Here is an 18,122-nt window from a genome sequence, read left to right as displayed (position 1 = left end):
TTGGCAAAAATACTAAAGAAAATCAAGGTAATACATATATTTACAGCCTTTATGACTAGTTCTATACATTTAAATCCTTGCTTTAATTCTCAATTTTTCAGGTTAAAGTTTATAATGTTTTTAGTGTCGATATTATTTTTCAATAATTCTTCATTAAAGGCACAGGAGGTCATTCCTACTTATTCAGATTACCTTACCGATAACCTTTACCTGCTTCACCCTTCAATGGCAGGAGCTTCCAATTATGACCAGATAAGGCTCACCGGAAGACTCCAGTGGTTCGACGTGGAGGATGCGCCTAACTTACAAACCGTTTCTTACAATTCTAGGGTAGGGCAGAAGATTGGGTTAGGAGGAATCCTTTTCAGGGACGAGAACGGGAACTTTTCCAAGATGGGGGCATATGCGACTTTTGCGTATCACCTTATGTTTTCCAGAAGCACTGCAGATTTAAATCAGTTATCATTTGGATTAAGCATTGGTGCCATACAGCATAGACTTGATACCAGTGGATTTTCAGAATTCGATCCTTTATTAGGGGATAGCAATACTGATATTTTTGGGAATATGGATTTTGGGATCTCTTACTATGTTAGTGATCTTTATTTCCATTTTGCGGCTAAGAACATTCTCCTGGTTAACCGTGAGTTATTTTATTCAGATGCGGTGCCCAGTAATATGAGGAAATACCTGTTTTCTGCCGGCTATGTTTTTTCACTCAACCAAAATGATCCATGGAGTTTTGAACCTTCAGTTTTATTCCAGGCCAGGGAAGCTACCAGTGAAATGGCTATAGATGCGAATATGAAGGCGTACTATGAGCTTGAAGATGGTAATAGTATTTGGGGAGGTCTATCCTACAGGAATAGTTTTGAGAGTTCAGAAATTACATCAGACGGGCAGGAAGTTAATCGCCAGCAACTACGCTATATCACTCCATTTATTGGTGTTAATTATAAGAAATTCGTGATTGGGTATACCTACAGTTATCAACTTAATTCATTGGTTCTTAGTAATGGTGGGTTTCATCAAATAACCCTGGGATATAATTTTGGCGAGAGCAGGGAGCGATATGATTGTAAATGTCCTGCGATTAATAATTAAAAGTCCAACCGGGTTACCTTGTAGCCGTGATTCTTTGCCTCGATAATATTCGATAATACTTCAGGATCTATATTGCTGAAAAATTCCGGTTTTTCGGTCTTACCCTCCCCAGTATTTAATAACCCATTTTGTTGCAGTATAGCTTTGGTTTGTTTTGCCACCGCTTCGCCAGAATCTATGATCTCCACATTCTTAGGCAATATTTTTTTTAGCAGCGGAATCAAATAAGGATAGTGGCTGCAGCCAAGTACAAGGTAATCTATTTCTGCTTCGAGCATTGGCTTTAAAAGCTTCTTAAGTAGATCTTCGGCTTCTTCAGAACCTCTCTTTCCACTTTCTATCAATTCTACAAGTCCGTTTCCTTCCACTTCAATCACATTGATATCTCTCGCATATATCTCTGAAGTTTGTGTGAATAATTCACTGGTGAGAGTACCACGAGTGGCAAGGATGCCAATCGCTTTATTATTGCTTTTTAGAGCTGCGGGTTTAATAGCGGGTTCAATGCCTATAAAAGGCACTTTATAGGTCGATCGCAGAACTTTTATGGCATTCGTAGTGGCAGTGTTGCAGGCCACAACAATGATCTTGGAATTCATCTCTAAGAGCTTCTCAGTATTTTTTATAGAGAGCCTGATGATCTCTTCCTGGGTTTTTATGCCGTAAGGGGCATTTTTACTATCTGATAGATAAATTGTTTTTTCGTTAGGCAATAACTGGTGAATCTCCTTCCAGATAGAGGTGCCGCCTACACCTGAATCAAAAATGCCAATTGGTCTGGGATCGTTCATATAGGTGTAAAAATAAAAACTGCGTACAAATATGTACGCAGTTTTCTAAATTTATTAGTAAAAGGAATCAATTACATTCCTAATTCTTTCTTTACGTCTGGCATAAGGTTGTACCCATCAGCTAAAAGAACTCCTGTTCCGGTTGTTGAATCAAGAACATAGTCATATCCTTTCGCTCTTGCTACTTTCTGGATAGCAGTACGAACTTTTTCAAGGATTGGCTTAAGAAGATCAGTTTCTTTCTTTTGAAGATCCTGTCTTGCTTTAGCACTGTGTTCCTGAATTCTTCTTTGTGCAGCTTGCAATTCGGTAGCACGCTTCTGGTTCTCTTCTTCAGACTTTGTATTAGCTTCTGCCTCGTAACGTTGCATTGTGCTTTGAGCCTCAGATAACATATCTTTTATCTCTGCATCATAAGTCTTCTCAAGTTTTTGAAGCTGATCCATCGCGCTTTTATACTCTGGAAGGTCCTGTACCAGTTCCTGAGTAGCAATATGGGCAACTTTAGACTGTGCATTTGTAAAAGCAGTAGCGCCAATCATAAAAGCTAAAGCTATAAAAAGTGTTCTGAATTGTTTCATTGTAATCGTCGTTAAGTTTAATTTAAGGTTAAAAAATTTAATTTATTGTATCGTTCTTTTTCTCTCTTGCTTTAAGGATGGAGTCTTTCTTTCTTTCTCTGTCAGCGAGAATTTTAGCTCTCCTTTCCTCAAATTCTTTTTGTCTCACTGCTTTAAGCGAGTCCCTTTCTTTTTTCTTGGCTTCTATAAAGGCTTCCCGTTCAGATTTACGCTGCTCCACCAGTTCTTCTCTTTTGGTGATCTCGGCGTCCTGTTCCACAGTACGGTCTTCAGCCTTTTCCAGTTCTTCGATCTCTTCTTTACTTTCGAGCTGCTCGCGATTAGCGGTTCTTTTTATAGTTCTAAGAACACTTTCACTAACATCGTATTGCTTATCTGCATATATCATTCCAATATCTGCAGTCCTGTCAAAAACGAAATCCAGATTTCTGGTTTCGGCGATCTGCTGCACGGCGGTAAATACCTGATCCTGGATTGGTCTCACCAACTGTTTCTTCTGGATCATATAATCACCATTCGGGCCAAACCTGTTTTGCTGATATTCCATGGCCTGTTGTTCCATGTAAGCAATTTCGCTCTCTCTTTCTTCTATTAGCTCTTTAGTAAGCAAAGCTCTTTCATTGTCCAGCCTGGTTTTCATGTCTTCCACTTTGCTCATTTTCGCTTCAGCTTCAACTTTCCATTCCTGAACCCTGTTATCTAATTGTTTTGATGCTTCCTGATATTCCGGGACATTCTCAAGAATATATTCCATATCGATATAACCAAGTCTAATGGTTTTTTGAGCCGTTACCGTAGAAAGGCTTAAGGCTGCAATTGCGAAAATGGTAAATACTCTATTTTTCATTTAGATCGAATATAGAAAATATCATGCCAAATTAAAATTGTTGGCCAATGATAAAATGTGTTTCCCATCCATTTGGACCAGGTTGACCAACAATTGGGTCAAATCCATATCCAAAATCAATACCTAATAATCCGAAGGTTGGCATGAAAATTCTCAATCCAACTCCCGCAGATCTATTCAATTGAAACGGATTATAGTCTCTAAAATTGTCATAAGTGGCACCGGCTTCTAAAAACGAAAGTGCATAAATAGAGGCAGCTGGCTTTAATGTAATAGGGAAACGCAGCTCCAGTGAATATTTGTTGTAGATCACTGCACCATCATCTCTCTGATCTGCAGGCCTGTCAATTGGCACTACAGATTGGTTAGGATAACCTCTTAACTGAATTGTTTCTCTACCATCCAGGCTGTAGGCCCCAAGACCATCACCACCTAAATAAAATCTTTCAAATGGAGGAACTCCTCTTTCGTTATTGTATGCTCCAAGGAAACCGTATTCAGCGTGTGTTCTTAGAACAAGGTTACTACTTGGTCCAAAGCTGAAAAGGTTGGTGTACCATGTTCCGGCGAATTTAATTTTATAGAATTCCAGCCAGTTATATTTCTTCTGGTCTACCTTTTCCTGATCTGGAACTGAATTTTCAGGAGTTACCCTGTTACCCTGCTGGTCTATAAGATTGCCGTCCTCATCTCTTAACTGGTATTCGTCTAGATTCTCAAGATTTGCATAATCTACACCATTCCATAAAGAGTAAGGAGGTGTTAACTTGGCTGTAAAAGCAAATTTAGATCCTCCTGTTGGGAAGATCGGGTTCACCCTTGTATTATCTCTAGTGATCCCTAACTGATAGTATAAGTTGTTAGAGTGTCCATTTCCAAAAGTAAATAAACCTGTGTTGTAGTTGTTCAGATCATATCTCTGGAAACCAACAACATTCGATATAGTTACATACTGGTCTGGGGCAGTTAACCTTTTCGCAAGTCCTACGCTTACCCCAAGTATATCAAAACTCCTGCTTTTATCTGCTTCTCTTTCTACATAGTCATAAAGGAACTGTCTTGTATAGCTGAAAGAAGTTGATAGACTCACTGGCCTTTTACCTCCTAACCATGGCTCTCTGAAAGAAAGGCTATAGGTCTGGTAAAAAGTACTCGCCTGTGCTCTCAAGGAAAGGGTTTGGCCGTCTCCCATTGGGATTGGTCTATACGCATCTTTATCAAAAAGTCCCTGAATGGAGAAGTTGTTGAAAGATAGACCAAGTGTACCAATGAAGCCACCTCCACCGTAACCACCCTGAAGTTCTATCTGGCTGGCTCCTGCTTCTACTACCTGATATTCCAAACTTAATGTACCTTCTCTTGGATCTGGATCTACGAATTCAGGATTTAACTGCTCTGCATCAAAGAAACCTAAAGCACCAAGTTCACGTACCGTAGCAACTACCGCTTCCTGGCTATATTTCTGTCCTGGCTTGGTTCTAAGTTCACGGTAAATCACATGGTCTTTAGTCTTGTCGTTACCGGTAACCCTGATTTCATCAAAATAAGCTTCTTTTCCTTCCACGATCCTGATCTCAAAATCTATCGTATCATTATATACGTTGGTCTCTACAAGGTCAATATTTGAGAATAAATAACCATTGTTCTGGTATTCGTTAGCGATAGAGGTTTTATTAGGTTCTCTTCCCTGAACTCTTTCATCCAACAGAACTCCATTGTAAATATCTCCCTTTTTAACCCCTAAGAAACGGCTAAGCTGAGAATCTGAATATTCGTTATTCCCAAGAAAATCGATATTCCCAATGTAGTACTGATTTCCTTCTTCGATCTCCAATCTTAAGGCTATGTTCTCCTCGTCTTTTTTGATAAGAGTATCTGAAGTTATTCTGGCATCTCTAAAACCTTCTTCCTTGTATTTATCTATAATAGATTCTTTGTCTTCCTGATAATCGTTTCGAACGAATTTAGAACGCTTCCAGAATCTGAAAAGATTCTTTTGCTTAGTGTTCTTCATATTTCGTTTCAGTTTAGCATCAGATAATTCCTCGTTTCCTGTGAATTCAATATCAGAGATCTTTACACGATCACCCTGGTTTACATCAACCACCATGTTCACCCTGTTGGCGTTTGCGGTGTCTGCAACTTCAGAAGTCCTTATGTCTACCTTAGCGTTGAAGTAACCTTCTTTCTTGTATTTGTTTTCAATATAGTTTTTGGAAGTAGTGATTAGGTTCTCTGTAACCTTAACTCCTGGTTTAAGGTCATTTTCATCAATAAGTTCTTCTTTCTCGCTTTTCTTTTTTATTCCGGCGAAACTAACCTTGTTCAACACAGGAACTTCCTGGATTTCAAGTTCAAGGTCTGCAACATTTCCCTCTACATTGGTAATGTAGAAATTGATATCACTAAACAGGTCCAGTTTCCATAATTTGTTAATTACGTCCCGTAATTTTTCACCTGGAATGTAGATCTCTTCACCTTCTTTTAGACCGGTATAGGCAATTACCGTTTGTTCGTTATAAGTGGTGGTTCCGGTGACTTTTATATCTCCAATAGTATATTTTTTAGAATCTCCAAGGGGTAGGTCCTGTGCTTTGGCAGCTATACTGAATATGAAAAAAAATGCAAAAAGTGTAAAAATCTTTTTCGTCATGAATGCACTAACTGAGTTGCTCACTTGTTTTTCCAAATCTTCTTTCTCTGTTTTGATAGTTGTATATGGCTTCAAAAAGGTCTTCTCTTCTGTAATCTGGCCATAAGATTTTCGTAAAATACAATTCGGCATAAGCGATTTGCCACAAAAGGAAGTTGCTTATACGCTGTTCACCACTAGTGCGGATCAAAAGATCTACATCTGGTAAATTTCGGGTGTAAAGATGCTCATTTATAACGGATTCATCAACTGCATCAAGGGTTAATTCATCACTTTTTACTTTAGCAGCAATCTGAGTGATGCAATTTGTAATTTCTTCCCTGCTACCATAGCTTAACGCAAGGGTTAGAGTCATGCGCTTGTTGCCAGAAGTTTTTTCAATCACATCTAACAATTCTTTCTTTGCTTTGGTAGGTAAACTGGAAATGTTCCCAATGGAATTCAGCCTGATCTCATTATCTTTCAGGGTTTTCATTTCTTTTTTTAAGGAAGAAACCAGAAGTTTCATCAACGTGTCAACTTCTAATTTCGGGCGATTCCAATTTTCTGTGGAAAAAGCATATAGAGTAAGATTTTTCACTCCAATTTCAGCGCAGCCTTCAACAATATCCCTCACCGCTTTCGTGCCTTCTTTATGTCCAGAAGCCCTGAGGAAACCTTTTTGCTTCGCCCAGCGACCATTGCCATCCATTATTATGGCGATGTGCTCGGGTAATTTATCAAGGTTTAAATTGTCTTTATAATTCATTTAAAAGCAATAACATGGCTTTCGGCCAAAGGTAAATGTGAATGTTATACCGGTAAATACATACCAATCTTTTGTGTTTCTGTTTCCGAATTCTGCGGAAGGTTCTCTACGCCCCAAATATTCCTCCGGCCAGCTACCGTCAAGGTTATCGGTAAGCGTATACCTTGCTCCAATTTCGAATGCGCCTATGATGTGCTCTGTGACCGCTTCTTTATATCCCATAACCATTGGGATCGCGAATTCATAATTTGAACCTTCGTTCACCAGGTTATTGGCCCTTCCGTTCTTTAGCCAGACGTGATCTGCCCTAAAATAGGTGATCCCTGTGTAAAGATACGGCGTGCTTTGCGGTAATGGGTTCGTAAGATCAAAATCCCAGAAATTGAATTCTAATCCTAATGAAGCTTCGGCAATTGTATTTTCAAAAGAATAGCCTCGCTGCTGCCTTCTGGTATCTGAAGATTTAGTGTCATCTGCAGAAATCTCTGCATATAGCAAGGATAATCTTAGAGCATGCCTGCTGCTTCGATTCCATTTTGCGATCAAACCTCCTACCGGCGTATTTGGTAGAATATAATTGGTTCGACCCACATCACCAATAAAATTTGCACCTCCGGCAAAAACTCCAACCTCGACTTGCTGCGAGTATGTGGTTGTTGTAAAAAATGCCATCACTACAAATGCGATAAGGTACCTCATAGGTTTTCAAAAGTTTGCAAATATAACAATTCTGTTTGCTCTGCAATAATTTGAGCAGATTTGTGCATAATTATAAACAGCTTTTGGAAGATTTTATTGCTTAGTTACGCTTGTCTTCGCCCCAAAGCAGTTTTTTTCGAAGAGTATTTAAAAAACTATCTTCTCTTAATTCAACAAAATTAATGGTGTAGGGTGCTTTCGTGATAATGATCTCAGTATCGTTCTCTAAAGTTGCAATTCGGGAATCCATTGATACTAAATGGGTGTTTTCCCGGCCCGAAACTTTTAACTTGATCCTGGTATGATCTTTAATTACCAATGGCCTGGCATTCAGGTTGTGCGGTGCAATAGGTGTGATCACCAGGGAATCTGCATCTGGTGTGATTACTGGTCCTCCGCAGCTGAGCGAATATCCCGTTGAACCGGTGGGAGTAGAGACGATAAGGCCATCTGCCCAATATGAGGTAAGATATTGATCGTCCAGCCAGGTATCTACCGTGATCATGGAAGTAGTGTTTTTCCTGCTAACGGCGATCTCATTGAGCGCGATATGAGAAAAAACAGGATCAAAATTTTTGGGATTTGTTTCTATTGTCAAAACAGATCTTGGAGAAAGGCTGAATTTTTTCTCGAGAATTTCATCGAGAGTACTTTCTATCTGTTCTTTTTGGATAGTAGCCAGAAAACCTAGCCTTCCCGTGTTTATCCCCACAATAGGGATGTCAAGGTTGCGAATATAATTTATAGACTTTAAAATAGTACCATCGCCACCTATACAGAAAAAAAGGTCATAGGAGTTATCTAATTCTTCAAAAGCACTAAAATGGTCGTAATCTTTTTCTATGCTGTTGTTGCTGTGAATTAATTTCAGAAAATCTTCTTCGATTAAAACTTCAATATTCTTTTTGTCTAAAAGTTCCAGTAGCTGGCCTATGTACTGTGCAGCATTGGCATGGTAAAACTGACCGTAAATGCCTATTTTCATAAATTATATGTTCAGATATTTATCAAGGTATTGTGACCTGTCCTTGAGGTTTTTGTTGAAAGTATCTTCCTGATGTTCAGATATGATGATGTATCCATATCTTCTAAAGGCCTGGATGATCTCGTTCATTCCCGAAGGTGTGACCTTTATTGTGATCTCGGCCATGTCATCTTCCATTTTAGAAACAAACGCTCCCAGAAGGTGGGCGTTATTAGATTCTACGATCTGGCTAACTTCTCCAAAGGTAAAATCCTTAAATGCCTTTTCTATGACCAGGATATTGCCGGGTTCGTGTAAAAATGGTGTTTCCTTGAACAAGGAGATCATCTCATTCAGTTCTACGTAACCCAGATAATTATTGTTATCATCAAGAACCGGGAGGATATTAGAATTGTTCTGTGCGAAAGCCTCAAGACTGTCTAGCCAATAATTACTTTCTCTAACATAAAATCCTTCTAACGCATAGCGGTAATCATCGATGGTTTTTTTATTCTCAAAGCATCTGATATCATTTTCGGAAATACAGCCAACATACGCACCTTCGCTTTCTACAGGAAGATGAGTATAGGTTAGTTGATTAAAAAGTTTCTGAATGTCTCCGATATTATCAGAAACACTTAAAATTCCTACATCATTCAATATGTGTTTTTCCAAACTCATTTTTTTCGTTTCCTTTTCTGCAAATTAATCAAAATAAAATTCATTGAAGCAGACTGCACTTTGTATTTTTGTTAATAAAACAAGGGAAAAATGACGAAATTAAGTGTCAATATCAATAAAATAGCCACTTTGAGAAATGCTCGTGGAGGGGATATGCCAAATGTTGTGGAAGCAGCCAGAAAGATTGAATCGTTTGGAGCGGAGGGAATCACAGTACATCCCAGGCCAGATGAAAGACATATTAGGTATGCAGACGTTAAAGATCTTAAACCGGTGCTTACTACAGAATTCAACATTGAAGGCAAGCCTATTCAGCAATTCTTAGACCTCGTATTGGAAACACGACCGGCGCAGGTCACTCTGGTGCCAGATGCAGAGGATGCCATTACTTCTAACGCTGGTTGGGATACTATAAAGCATAAAGATTATTTGAAGGAGGTGATCGCAAAATTCAAATCACACGGAATAAGAACTTCCATTTTTGTAGATCCGGTAAAGAAATTCATTGAAGGTGCTGCTGAAACCGGCACTGACAGGATCGAATTATATACCGAAGCTTTTGCGGTAAATTATGCGAAAGGTAATCAGGATGCAGCTAAACCATATGCCGAATGTGCTGAACTTGCTCATAAACTCGGGCTTGGGGTAAATGCGGGTCACGATCTGTCTCTTGAAAATCTAAAGTTCTTTAAGGATAATGTTCCGCATCTAGCTGAGGTTTCTATAGGTCATGCGTTGATCTCAGAAGCACTTTATCTGGGCCTTGAAAAAACTATTTATGAATATTTAAAACTTTTAAAATAGATGGAGTTACATTCTACAATTCTTGGAGAAGGTAAGCCCTTTCTTATCCTGCATGGTTTTTTAGGGATGAGCGATAACTGGAAAACCTTAGGGAAACAATTCGCAAAAGATGGATTTCAGGTTCATTTAATAGACCAGCGTAACCACGGAAAAAGTCCGCACAGTGATGATTTTTCCTATGAGCTAATGGCTAAGGACATAAAGGAATATTGTGACACAAAAAATTTAAAGAGTATTATTTTGCTAGGTCATTCTATGGGCGGGAAAACCGCTATGCTTGCGGCATGTAAAAATGAAGATCTGGTAGAGAAATTGATAGTAGTAGATATTGCTCCAAAATATTACGCTCCCCATCACCAACAGATCTTGAAAGGCCTAACTGCGTTAGATGAAGCTAAACTGACCTCTAGGGGAGATGCTGAGGATTTTTTGAAAGAATATATACCCGAAACCGGTGTAAGATTATTTTTACTGAAAAATCTTTACTGGAAGACAAAGAAGCAGCTGTCCTTAAAGCTGAATCTTGATGTTCTTAAAGAGAATATCGAAAATATTGGGGAGGCTCTGCCAGTGGATAAATCCTACCAGGGTCCTGCACTTTTCGTGAAAGGGGAAAATTCAGATTATATAAAACCGGAGGATGAAACTGATATCAAAAGGCAATTTCCATTCGCTGAAATTCAGGAAATTAAAAATGCCGGTCATTGGGTTCATGCTGAAAATATGGAGGACTTCTACGAGGCTGTAGTGAGATTTGTTTAAAATCTTTCTAAATTTATTATGTATGCATAATAAATACCGCTGAATTGTTGCATAATATCTATTTTATGCTATTTTTGGCGCTAGCTTTTTAAGACATATTAAATATAATCCTAATTAAATTATGAAAAGACTATTTTTACTTGGCCTGGTATTATTGGCCACGGCCACAACTTATGCCGGTGGTTACAGGGTAAGTCTACAGGGACAACGTGGACTTGCTATGGGACACACTGGAGTGGCAGTGGTAAATAATGCGGAATTGGCCTTTTTTAACCCGGCCGGACTGGTTTTCCTTGAAAACAAGATTAATGTTGCAGTTGGAGCGAGTGCCGTATTTTCTGATGTTGTATGGCAAAATGAAGAATTTGGACAGATGGCTAGAACAGATAGCCCTGTTGGAACACCGTTTTATGCTTATTTTTCCTACCAGTTAAGCGAGAAGTTCAGTGTTGGACTTGCTGCATATACTCCATATGGTAGTTCTGTTGCATGGGAAAAAGACTGGGCAGGATCGCACCTTGTTAATGATATCGAACTTTCTGCAATTTATGTGCAGGCGTTAGCTTCTTATAAAATTACAGATAATCTTTCAGTAGGTGGTGGACCTATCTACGTTAGTGGATCAGTTAATTTCAACAGAAACCTTAACAGAACCCTTACAGATCTTGACGGAAATCGTTCGAATGTAACGATAGATGCTTCTGGCGTAAGCGCATGGGGATGGTCTGCAGGAGCAATGTGGAGACCTATAGACAGTCTTACCATTGGTGTTAATTACCGATCTGAAATTTTAGTTGAAGCTGAAGGTGGAGATGCCGATTTTGAAAATATCCCGAATTCACCATTAACTCCGTTTAGCGATACTCAGTTTGATGCTACTTTACCGCTTCCTGCTGAACTTACTATTGGAGCATCTTATCAATTAAATGACCAATGGTTATTCGCTTTTGACTATAACCGTACTTTCTGGGATGTTTACGAATCTCTTGATGTAGATTTCGCAAATCCAAATATTCCAGATTCAAGGAATCCAAGGAATTATAAGGACGCATCTATTTATAGATTTGGACTTCAATACATGGCTAATGAGACCTTTACTTTAAGAGCTGGTTATTATTTCGATGAATCTCCAGTACAATCAGGATATTTTGCTCCTGAAACTCCTAGAAACGATTCGAATAACTTCACCGGGGGACTTTCGGTAAACGTAACCGATAAAGTAGCTATCGATGCTTCCTTTCTTTACAGCAGATTTGAAGATGTTGAAGAATCCTATAATTACTATCAGGAGAATGGTCAGAATGTACCTTTCGGAGGAACATACAAATCAAGCGCGTTTGTACCTGGTCTAGGTGTAACAATTAAAATTTAATGAGAACGATGAAGAACTATTTTAAATATATCGCAATATTAGCCTTAGGGGTTGTATCCTGCGAACCTGAATTAGAAAATGCTATTGAAGATGGCGAAGTTTATTCCAATGGGGAAGCAGATTTCTCAAATTACGTAGCCCTTGGAAATTCACTTACCGCTGGTTATGCAGATGGTGCACTTTATATCACTGGCCAGGAAAATTCATATCCTAATATCTTAGCTCAGAAGTTTGCGGTAACTCAGCCAACGAATGGTTTTACACAGCCATTGATGAATGATAATACTGGTGGTCTTTTATTAAGCGGAACCCAAATCACTGAAAACAGGCTGGTTCTTGCTGTAGGTTCTACAGGGCAACCACGTCCTGCCAGATACACCGGAGCTGCTCCTACAACAGATGTAGCAAATAAACTTTCAGGTTCATTCAATAATATGGGCGTGCCTGGTGCAAAATCCTATCACCTGGTTGCTCCAGGATATGGGAATGTTGCTGGAGTTCCTGCAGGATTAGCTAATCCTTATTTTGCGAGATTCGCAAGTGCAGATAATGCAACTGTATTAGCAGATGCTTTAGCTCAGGACCCAACTTTCTTTACTTTATGGATTGGGAACAATGATGTTCTTGGGTATGCATCTTCAGGAGGTACTGGTGAATTTCAATTAGGAAATACAGATTTTACTTCTTATGGAGAAAATGATATTACAGATCCTACTGCTTTTTCAATGGTATACGGTCAGATCGCCGGAGCTTTAGCTCAGACTGCAGACGGAGTGCTTTTAACTATTCCAGATGTGACTTCTGCGCCATATTTCACTACGGTTCCAAATAACGCATTAGCGTTAGATGCCGCTACTGCAGCTCAATTAACCGGGTATTTCCAGGCTGTTGCCGGAGTTTTCGCTGGTGGATTAATGGCTCAGGGAGTACCTGCAGAGCAGGCTCAGGCTTTAGCTTCTCAATATGCTATTCAGTTTAACGAAGGTTCAAACAGATTCCTTATTGATGTTCCGGTTACTCAGGCAAATCCTCTTGGATTCCGTCAAATGACCGAAAATGAACTGCTTCTTTTAACGATAGATCAGGCAGCATTGGCTGGTGGATATGGTTCTGTTCAATTAACCCAGGAAGTTGGGGAGGTTCTTGCAATATTACAGGCAGGAGGAAGCCCAACTCCAGAGCAGGCTCAAATCCTTTTCGGAGCAGTTAGCGGTATAGATGATAAAGATGCTTTAGATTCAGAAGAACTTCAATACATCAGCCAGGCTACAAACCTTTATAATGATGCTATTGAAGCAAATGCTGAAACTTTAGGTCTTGGATTAGTAGATGTAAATGAAGTGCTAAGTCAGTTAAAAGGGCAGGGAATTCCTTTTGACGGCGGTGTAATTACTTCAGATTTCGTTACAGGTGGTGCGTTCTCTTTAGATGGTGTTCACTTAACTCCTCGTGGATACGCGGTTGTTGCAAACGAAATTATTGCTGAGATCAATGCTACTTATGGATCTAATGTTCCAAAGGCAGATGTTGGTACATACGGAACTGTGACTTTAAGTCAGGACGTTCAGTAATATTAAAATTGCCATAAAATTTAAAAAGGCCGGGATTTTCCCGGCCTTTTTTTTGCAACTTTACTAAATAATCAACCATTGTAATATTATGAATTTTATACTAAGATTATTACTTACCGCACTCGCCGTGGTGATACTGGCGAAAGTCTTGCCGGGAGTAAGTGTAGATAGCTACTGGACCGCGATAATCGTAGCGCTGGTACTGGCATTGCTTAACTTTATCGTGAAACCTCTTTTGATCCTTTTCACCCTGCCTGTGACCATTCTTACCTTAGGATTATTCCTACTGGTCATTAATGCGATTATCATATTTATGGCCGACGGATTTGTTGGAGGATTCGATGTGGATGGATGGTTTATTGCCATAATTTTTAGTTTGTTACTGTCCCTGGTGCAATCTTTGCTCTTTTCAATTCTGAAATCAGATTAGATTTAACTGAATTTCAACAAATTGAAACTTTGCAGACTTTAAGAAAAAACGTAATTTTGCACTCCAATTTTTATAATAGATCAAAATGAATATTACCAGAGAGAATATTGATGAATTAAATGCGGTAGTTAAAGTTGATATCGCTAAAGAAGATTACGCGGGCAAAGTAGATAAGATTTTAAAAGATTACCGTAAGAATGCCAATATTCCCGGTTTCAGAAAAGGTCACGTACCTATGGGGATGGTAAAAAAGCAATACGGCCAGGCTGTATTGGTTGATGAGGTAAATAAATTACTTCAGGATAGCCTTAACAAGTACCTTACTGAAGAGAAATTAGACGTTCTTGGAAACCCGTTACCAAAAGAACAGGAAAATTTTGATTGGGATAAAGATAACTACAGCTTCGAATTTGAACTAGGTCTTGCACCAGAATTTGAAGTAGATCTTGATCTTAAAAAGCCTGTTACTAAATATAACATCGTTGCCGATGAGAAAATGGTGAACGATCAGATAGAAAGTATCCAGAAACAATACGGTAAACTTAAAACCAAAGATGTGGTTGAAGAAGGTGATACTGTAGCTGGTACTTTTAAGAATGAAGAAGAAGGGATAGAGAACGATACAACTATCGAACTTTCAAATATAAAAGGTAAACGCAACATTAATAAGTTTGTTGGAGCTAAGGTTGGTGACACCGTCACTTTAAAGACTAAAGGTCTTTTCGAGGATGATCACGCATTGATCAACCACCTTAAGATCGAACATGATAAAGCTCATGATCTTGATATCGAGGTTGAATTCACGATCTCTGAGATCAATGAAAGGGAACTTGCAGATCTTGACCAGGAATTGTTCGACAAACTTTTCGGGAAGGATAAAGTGAAGTCGGTAACCGAATTGAAAGAAAAGATCAAGGAAGATGCCGCTAAGCAATTTGAGCAGCAGAGCGACCAGCAGTTGATGAATGATATTACTGAAGCGCTTATAGAAGCTACAAACTTCGAACTGCCTAAAGAATTTCTTCAGAAGTGGATCCAGACGGTTGGTGAAAAACCATTGACCGAAGAGGAAGCTGCAGAAGAATACGAAAAAAGCGAAAAAGGACTTCGTTACCAGTTGATCGAAGGAAAGGTTGTAAATGATAATAACCTTAATGTAGATTTCAACGATCTAAAATCTTTCACTACAGAAAAGATCAAACAGCAAATGGCACAATTTGGCCAGATGGATCCTTCAGAAAAAGAACTTGACGATATCGCGGCCAGGATCTTATCTAACCAGGATGAAGTGAAGAGACTTTCTGAGCAGTTGATGAATGAAAAACTTCTTGAATTTTACAAGGAGAACATGAAATTCGACGAAAAAGAAGTTACTTACGAAGAATTTGTGAAAGCGATTTATAAGTAAGCCTTTTTACGATATATTACCTATCTTTAAGGCGTTAACTCATTATTGAGTAACGCCTTTTTTGGTTTTAACCGGATTTTTAATTAAGATTAGAAAAACAATAAAAAATTGATGGATTACGGAAAAGAATTTCAAAAATATGCTGTCTCAGATCATAACATAAACAGCAATTATTACGATAAAATTGTTAGCAGCATGATGCCGGTAGGCATGACTCCGAATATTATCGAGGAAAGACAAATGAATGCTGTAGCCATGGATGTTTTTTCCCGTCTAATGATGGACAGGATCATTTTTCTTGGAACAGGTATCAACGAGCAGGTGGCGAATATCGTCCAGGCTCAATTACTGTTCTTAGAAAGTACAGATGCTTCCAAGGATATTCAGATATATATCAATTCTCCTGGAGGAAGCGTTTATGCAGGTCTGGGGATATATGATACCATGCAGTTTATTAAACCAGATGTTGCAACTATCTGTACAGGAATGGCTGCATCTATGGGAGCTGTTCTTTTATGTGCCGGAGAGGCAGGTAAACGTAGCGGACTTCCTCATTGCAGAGTAATGATCCATCAGCCAATGGGAGGAGCCCAGGGTCAGGCTAGTGATATAGAAATTACGGCCAGAGAGATTGTAACTTTAAAAGAAGAATTATATAATATCATAGCGAAGCATTCCGGCCAGACGTATGAGAAAGTTCACGAAGACAGTGATCGTGACTTCTGGATGAAGGCTGAAAAAGCCAAGGAGTATGGTATGATCGATGAGATATTAAAAAGAGAAGGATAAATTGTAATTAACTATTTCGCAATAGTAATTACCGAAAATTTAAATAATGGCGAAAGAAGATTTAGAATGTTCCTTTTGTGGTAGGAAAAAACCCGAAACTAACCTACTTATTGCTGGTCTGGATGCCCACATCTGTGATCGCTGCATAGAACAGGCGCATGGAATCGTAGTTGAGGAATCCAAGCAGGGGGAAGCCAGAGAGCTTTCTTCAGACCTTATGTTGAGTAAACCAAAAACGATCAAATCGTTTTTGGATGAATACATTATTGGTCAGGAAGAAACCAAAAAAGTGATGTCTGTTGCTGTCTACAATCACTACAAAAGATTGTTACAGCCAGAAAGTGATGATGATGTTGAGATCCAGAAAAGTAATATCGTGATGGTTGGAGAGACCGGAACAGGGAAAACCCTTATGGCCAGAACTATCGCGAGAATGCTTAATGTTCCTTTAGCTATTGTCGATGCTACGGTTTTAACCGAAGCAGGATATGTTGGCGAGGATGTTGAAGGTATTTTGACCAGGTTGCTTCAGGCAGCAGATTATAATACTGAAAAAGCAGAACGCGGAATCGTTTTTATCGATGAGATAGATAAAATAGCCCGTAAGAGCGATAATCCTTCTATCACCCGTGACGTGTCAGGAGAAGGTGTTCAGCAGGCTTTATTGAAATTACTTGAAGGAACAACGGTTAACGTTCCGCCAAAAGGTGGGCGTAAACATCCCGATCAGAAATTCATTGAAGTGAATACCGAAAATATTCTGTTCATTGCCGGTGGTGCTTTTGATGGTATTGAAAGAATCATCAGTAAAAGGTTGAATATGCAGGCGGTTGGATTCAGCGCTTCAAAAAGCGAGGATACTATCGAGCGAACCAATCTTTTAAAGTATATCATTCCAAAAGACCTCAAGGAATTTGGATTGATCCCTGAGATCATTGGTCGTTTACCAGCCCTTACCTATATGAACCCGTTGGATAAAAAGACCCTTAGGGCTATCTTGACCCAGCCTAAGAACGCGATCATCAAACAGTATAAAAAGCTATTCGAAATGGATGATATCGAATTTGATATTACCGATGATGCTTTAGATTATATTGTGGATAAGGCAGTTGAATACAAACTTGGAGCACGTGGATTGCGTTCTCTTTGTGAGGCTATTCTAACCGACGCGATGTTCGAGATGCCTGAAAGCGAAGAAGCACATTTCACGGTTACCCGCGAGTATGCAGATGATAAATTGAATAAATCTACAATGAGTAAATTGAAAGCTGTTTCTTAATCAACTTTCAGTTATAATGCACATATAAAAAACGCCATCAATTTGATGGCGTTTTTATTTTATCCTAATCGATCTTTAGTTTGTATTTATGCAATAGACCTGTGACTTCTGGTAGTGAAAACTGAGCTTCATTGATCTTATTATTTTCTGGGTCTATATGATAGTTGATTGCTGACTTAAGATTTGTCTTCTCAAGAATGGTTTGGTTGAAAGTAGCTTCCAGGAAATCACAACCAGTTAGGTCAGACTGGCTAAAATCGCAAGCACTGAGGTCTGTATTCCTGAATTTGGAATTCAGGATTCTCGTTTTGGAAAGATTTACATTGTATAGTATGGAATGATCAAAAACTGAATTTTCAGCTGAAAATGAAAACCCAAAGCTTTCACAATGGTCAAAATTTAAGCCTATAAGTTTACATCCGGAAAAATGACAATCCTGAAATGCTGTTTTAGATAATTTGCAATTGCTAAGATCGCACTCTTCAAAATCACATTCTGTGAACCTGAAATTGCTAAGATCATAACCTGAAAAATTACAGTTGCTAAAAGTACAGCCTTCATAGTCGGCTCTGCTAAGTTCTTTCTGAGTGAAATTTGTATTGCTGAAGTGCTCGTCTGTAAAGAACCGCTCATTCATTC

General features: G+C 38.9%; 18 protein-coding genes. 9 read left to right on the top strand and 9 right to left on the bottom strand.

The features are described from left to right. The first annotated feature begins 114 nt into the window (after positions 1-114). Positions 115-1,104, top strand: a complete 990-nt coding sequence (locus G3I01_RS02030; RefSeq protein ID WP_219550615.1) for a type IX secretion system membrane protein PorP/SprF — start codon at positions 115-117, stop codon at positions 1,102-1,104. On the opposite strand, the gene murI is transcribed toward G3I01_RS02030, so the two are convergent. From murI to G3I01_RS01990, 8 genes are all read right to left on the bottom strand, one after another. Further along, positions 1,101-1,895: a glutamate racemase gene (gene murI, locus G3I01_RS02025; protein WP_219550614.1), complete on the bottom strand. Its 795-nt coding sequence runs from the start codon at positions 1,893-1,895 to the stop codon at positions 1,101-1,103. The two genes, G3I01_RS02030 and murI, sit on opposite strands and share 4 nt — an antisense overlap. A gap of 71 nt (positions 1,896-1,966) precedes the next feature. Continuing rightward, on the bottom strand, positions 1,967-2,476 hold the full coding sequence (locus tag G3I01_RS02020; protein ID WP_219550613.1) for an OmpH family outer membrane protein: 510 nt from the start codon (positions 2,474-2,476) through the stop codon (positions 1,967-1,969). A 37-nt stretch (positions 2,477-2,513) separates the two neighbouring features. Next, positions 2,514-3,323 (bottom strand): OmpH family outer membrane protein, encoded by an 810-nt coding sequence (locus tag G3I01_RS02015; protein WP_219550611.1) that lies wholly within the window; start codon positions 3,321-3,323, stop codon positions 2,514-2,516. Between the two features lie 31 nt (positions 3,324-3,354). Further along, on the bottom strand, positions 3,355-5,976 hold the full coding sequence (gene bamA / locus G3I01_RS02010) for an outer membrane protein assembly factor BamA (protein ID WP_257710679.1): 2,622 nt from the start codon (positions 5,974-5,976) through the stop codon (positions 3,355-3,357). Between the two features lie 7 nt (positions 5,977-5,983). After that, a complete protein-coding gene (locus G3I01_RS02005; RefSeq protein ID WP_219550609.1) occupies positions 5,984-6,724 on the bottom strand; it encodes an isoprenyl transferase in 741 nt (246 codons plus the stop codon). Then, positions 6,725-7,423 carry a DUF6089 family protein gene (locus G3I01_RS02000; RefSeq protein ID WP_219550608.1) on the bottom strand — a complete coding sequence of 233 codons (699 nt, stop codon included), beginning with the start codon at positions 7,421-7,423 and terminating at the stop codon, positions 6,725-6,727. Between the two features lie 100 nt (positions 7,424-7,523). Then, positions 7,524-8,408, bottom strand: a complete 885-nt coding sequence (locus G3I01_RS01995) for an NAD kinase (RefSeq protein WP_219550607.1) — start codon at positions 8,406-8,408, stop codon at positions 7,524-7,526. Between the two features lie 3 nt (positions 8,409-8,411). Next, entirely contained in the window at positions 8,412-9,068 is a 657-nt protein-coding gene (locus G3I01_RS01990; protein ID WP_219550605.1) for an acetoin utilization protein acuB, read from the bottom strand. A 90-nt stretch (positions 9,069-9,158) separates the two neighbouring features. Here G3I01_RS01990 and G3I01_RS01985 point away from each other — a divergent pair, with 90 nt between their 5' ends. The 8 genes from G3I01_RS01985 (at position 9,159) to clpX (ending at position 17,483) form a co-directional block, all read left to right on the top strand. Next, on the top strand, positions 9,159-9,872 hold the full coding sequence (locus tag G3I01_RS01985) for a pyridoxine 5'-phosphate synthase (RefSeq protein ID WP_219550604.1): 714 nt from the start codon (positions 9,159-9,161) through the stop codon (positions 9,870-9,872). Next, entirely contained in the window at positions 9,873-10,634 is a 762-nt protein-coding gene (locus G3I01_RS01980; RefSeq protein WP_219550603.1) for an alpha/beta fold hydrolase, read from the top strand. It abuts the gene before it with no gap. Positions 10,635-10,755: 121 nt separating this feature from the next. Next, on the top strand, positions 10,756-12,006 hold the full coding sequence (locus tag G3I01_RS01975; RefSeq protein WP_219550602.1) for an outer membrane protein transport protein: 1,251 nt from the start codon (positions 10,756-10,758) through the stop codon (positions 12,004-12,006). Between the two features lie 8 nt (positions 12,007-12,014). Further along, positions 12,015-13,577 carry a G-D-S-L family lipolytic protein gene (locus G3I01_RS01970; protein ID WP_219550600.1) on the top strand — a complete coding sequence of 521 codons (1,563 nt, stop codon included), beginning with the start codon at positions 12,015-12,017 and terminating at the stop codon, positions 13,575-13,577. Positions 13,578-13,665: 88 nt separating this feature from the next. Beyond that, entirely contained in the window at positions 13,666-14,007 is a 342-nt protein-coding gene (locus G3I01_RS01965) for a phage holin family protein (RefSeq protein WP_219550599.1), read from the top strand. A gap of 85 nt (positions 14,008-14,092) precedes the next feature. After that, positions 14,093-15,415: a trigger factor gene (gene tig, locus G3I01_RS01960; protein ID WP_219550598.1), complete on the top strand. Its 1,323-nt coding sequence runs from the start codon at positions 14,093-14,095 to the stop codon at positions 15,413-15,415. A gap of 111 nt (positions 15,416-15,526) precedes the next feature. Further along, the gene (gene clpP / locus G3I01_RS01955) at positions 15,527-16,204 is read left to right on the top strand and encodes an ATP-dependent Clp endopeptidase proteolytic subunit ClpP (RefSeq protein WP_219550596.1); all 678 of its coding nucleotides are present in this window, start codon (positions 15,527-15,529) and stop codon (positions 16,202-16,204) included. A 46-nt stretch (positions 16,205-16,250) separates the two neighbouring features. Then, a complete protein-coding gene (gene clpX, locus G3I01_RS01950; RefSeq protein WP_219550595.1) occupies positions 16,251-17,483 on the top strand; it encodes an ATP-dependent Clp protease ATP-binding subunit ClpX in 1,233 nt (410 codons plus the stop codon). A 64-nt stretch (positions 17,484-17,547) separates the two neighbouring features. Here clpX and G3I01_RS01945 read toward each other — a convergent pair whose 3' ends face one another. Then, positions 17,548-18,120 (bottom strand): pentapeptide repeat-containing protein, encoded by a 573-nt coding sequence (locus G3I01_RS01945; protein ID WP_219550594.1) that lies wholly within the window; start codon positions 18,118-18,120, stop codon positions 17,548-17,550. Between the last annotated feature and the right edge of the window lie 2 nt (positions 18,121-18,122).

Origin of the sequence: Gramella sp. MT6, from assembly GCF_019357415.1 — a bacterium.
Classification (GTDB): domain Bacteria; phylum Bacteroidota; class Bacteroidia; order Flavobacteriales; family Flavobacteriaceae; genus Christiangramia.
The sequence above is the reverse complement of the archived record's forward strand: the minus strand, read 5'-3'. Positions and strand labels throughout refer to the sequence as shown.